General features: G+C 52.8%; 2 protein-coding genes and 1 pseudogene. 2 read left to right on the forward strand and 1 reads right to left on the reverse strand.

What is annotated here, in order from left to right:
- Together Q7T06_RS11350 and Q7T06_RS11355 are read left to right on the forward strand one after the other, a co-directional pair.
- A pseudogene (locus tag Q7T06_RS11350) lies at positions 1 to 654 on the forward strand (peroxidase); the annotation flags it as partial.
- 115 nt (positions 655 to 769) lie between these two features.
- The gene (locus Q7T06_RS11355) at positions 770 to 1,441 is read left to right on the forward strand and encodes a pseudouridine synthase (protein ID WP_304784717.1); all 672 of its coding nucleotides are present in this window, start codon (positions 770 to 772) and stop codon (positions 1,439 to 1,441) included.
- A gap of 260 nt (positions 1,442 to 1,701) precedes the next feature.
- Here the strand turns inward: Q7T06_RS11355 and Q7T06_RS11360 are convergent.
- A partial coding sequence (locus Q7T06_RS11360) for a hypothetical protein (RefSeq protein WP_304784719.1) occupies positions 1,702 to 3,041 on the reverse strand: 1,340 nt, incomplete at its 5' end.

Here is a 3,041-nt window from a genome sequence, read left to right on the forward strand (position 1 = left end):
CCCGGCGGCAAGGAACTGCTGGCAGCAAAATTCGTCGGGCGCTGGCGCGATAATGGCGCACCGCTGGTGGATGCGCCGGATGCAAAGAGCAAAGCTGAATGGGATACGAAATTCCTCGCAGCGAACCGCGTCGAACAGGACAAGATGTTGAGCGGCTTCACTTTCAACAACGATATGGATGGCGCGAAATGCCCGTTCAGTTCGCACCTGCGCCGCATCAATCCGCGCGCCTCGCTGGAATCCACGCCGGGTGCATTCGAAACGCCGGGCGCACTGGCCAATCGCCGTCGCGTGATGCGTCGCGGCCTGCCTTACGGCGACGTCAAGGATACTACGCGCGACGATGGCAATCACGGCATCATCATCATGATGATCAGCGCCAGCATCAGTCGCCAGTTTGAATTCGTGCAGCAGCAGTGGATCAATTACGGTAACGACTTCAAGGCTGGTAACGACAAGGAAATCATACTCGGCAACCACAGCGTAGAGTTTCCAAGCAAGGCAGTGCTGGAGGTGGAAAAAGACAGCGACGATGCGCCTTACTTCCTGTCAAAAATCCCGCGCCTGGTGGAAACTCGCGGCGGCGATTATTTTTTCATCCCCAGCATGACGGCGCTGCGGATGATCGCCAAAGGGATAGTCGATCCGACTTGATGACGAATCTCAGGAACTCAAGCAAGGCAAGCAGGGGATCGCTGCTGCGATTCCCTGATTGATCTGCAGGCGCGTTTTGCGGACGTTGGAGCGGATCAAGCTATGATGCGTCCCTATGAATGCCCGCATCGATACCTTTGTGGCACCACCCTGTGCCGATGACATCACCATCCTCTATCAGGATGATGCGATATTGCTGATCAATAAACCCAGCGGCCTGCTGTCGCTGTCGGGTAAAAATCCGCTCAATCTGGATTCGGTCCATTACCGCCTGGTGCAGCAATTCCCTACGGCCTTGCTCCTGCACAGGCTGGATTTTGGCACATCGGGAATAATGATCGTCGCCCTCAACAAGACGGTAGCAGCCAATATCAATCGACAGTTTCAGGCGCGCACGGTAGTCAAAACATATCAGGCAGTGTTGGCCGGACACGTCGCTGCGAATGAAGGCGATATCGATTTACCGATTGCCAAAGACCCGGTCAATTTTCCGAAACTGAAAGTCTGTTTTGAAACCGGGAAGGCTGCCAGTAGTCATTATCAGGTGCTGGATAGACAGGCAGCGCCGGATACCACGCGGGTACTTTTCACGCCTGGTACCGGGCGCACCCATCAGTTGAGAATACACAGTGCGGGACTGGGTCATCCGATACTGGGCTGTGATCTGTATGGCACGGCTGAGAGTCAAGGTATGGCCGAAAGGCTACTGTTGCACGCCACGAGCGTCGAGTTTGATCACCCGATTAGCGGGGAACGGTTTTCCGGTACTAGTGAGTGCCCGTTTTAGTTTGTGGCTGCTGTCATGTTTGGAGATAGAAAAGGGCCCATATTTTAACTGTGCCCTTTATATTTTATGATCTCAGTCCGGCGGCACGGTTCTATCAATCTGTTGCATCGACCGGTTGAATCCGTAACCCAAAGCAGACATACATCATCGTTCTTCTTTTTACGAATCCTCAAAGCGCCCAGCCTAATTTGTAAGCTCGGGCTGGGCAATATATATAGTGTTGTTGAAATAACTTGGCATGCCTCAAAAAATTGTTGTGGTTACCGCGATGGTTTGTTATCAGCAGGATCCGTAAAATAGAGTCGCGCCGTTACGTTCGCCAATTCTTCGGGGGATCCTCCGTAGCTATCGATGCCGTGTTTTCTCTTGATCCGTTCGAAAATATAGTAAGGCTCTAACTCGTGCGCCGTCAGCAAAATGACGCGGCGTTGATGTGGGCCATTTAAGGTACGAGCCAATGCGATCTCGTCGGCTGTGAATGGTGCCAACTTGACAAACAACACAAAGGCATCGAAACGATTAGAGGGCAATGCGTCAGCCACACGGCGCATATTCTCTACGTCTCGCTGGAACTCTTCAAGTTTTATAGGGCCCTGATCCTTGCACTCGGCGAGAATCACTGCCGCGGGATTAGGAAAACGTCCCTTAACCAACCAAACGAAATCAACCTCGCATTTAGGCAAACCTAACCCAGTCGTGGGCGTCAAGTCCAGAGATGCCGAATAGATGTCCTGATCCGGCCCACGAGCGAGATTTGCACCTAGCTGCTGCAAAGTCAGCGCGACTGGAATTGCCCCTTGAGCGTTCCGCTCTGCACCAAGCACGCCCGATCGACGAAAACGCCATTTGCAAGCAAGTAGCTGCCGGGCAGCATCATAACTGTGACCACACAGTTCACACACTGCTTGCTGCTTGAGTGCATCGAGCGCCACCCAACTCGACATATCGCACTGCGGGCAATCCAGATCGACACCTATGCGAAACAGACCTTTGTCCACCATATAGCTGAAGACATCCGGCGGAGTAAGGTGCGTGTTCATCGGACGTGGACTTAGAAACAGGCCGTTATGCGCAGAGAACGTTCCATTCGGATGATTAGCGGTCTTGTCCACAATCGTGTCGCGCGCCGTATCACTGGAAAATGTATGGCGTGGTCCGAATTTTTTGAGCAACTGACGTGCGCCCGGTATTTTGAATACGCGCGCCCCTTGTAGTCCACCTAGCTGTGTCAATAATTGACGCACGATGCGGCCGCTGTTGCTTAGCTTTGCTTCAAACCCAGCCATCGAGAAAATGCGTTGCATCAAATTGGCGATGGGCATTGCGGTAAGAAAGGTGTCGTGATCAGTTGCACCGATCACCAATCCAATCCCCTCTGGTTCTATACGTAACCTACTGTAGTTGGAATGCAGGGTGCGGGCATAAAATTCGTTGAGTTCTGGCACGTACGGTACGTCGAACGTATGCTGTTCTTCGCCGTAAAGTCCTCCGATGAGTGAGATGGAGGCCACTAGATGTTGAGTGTGAAAATTCACGTCCCCATCAAATGGTTTGTTGGCCAGCGCGAAGTTTACGCGTGGGGCACCATTGGACTCGCCCA

Origin of the sequence: Herminiimonas sp., from assembly GCF_030645555.1 — a bacterium.
Taxonomy (GTDB): domain Bacteria; phylum Pseudomonadota; class Gammaproteobacteria; order Burkholderiales; family Burkholderiaceae_D; genus Oxalicibacterium.

What these genes read in the sequence shown, in the direction of transcription:
- Q7T06_RS11355 (WP_304784717.1), top strand. Translation starts at nt 770, where the DNA reads ATGAATGCCCGCATCGATACCTTTGTGGCACCACCCTGTGCCGATGAC.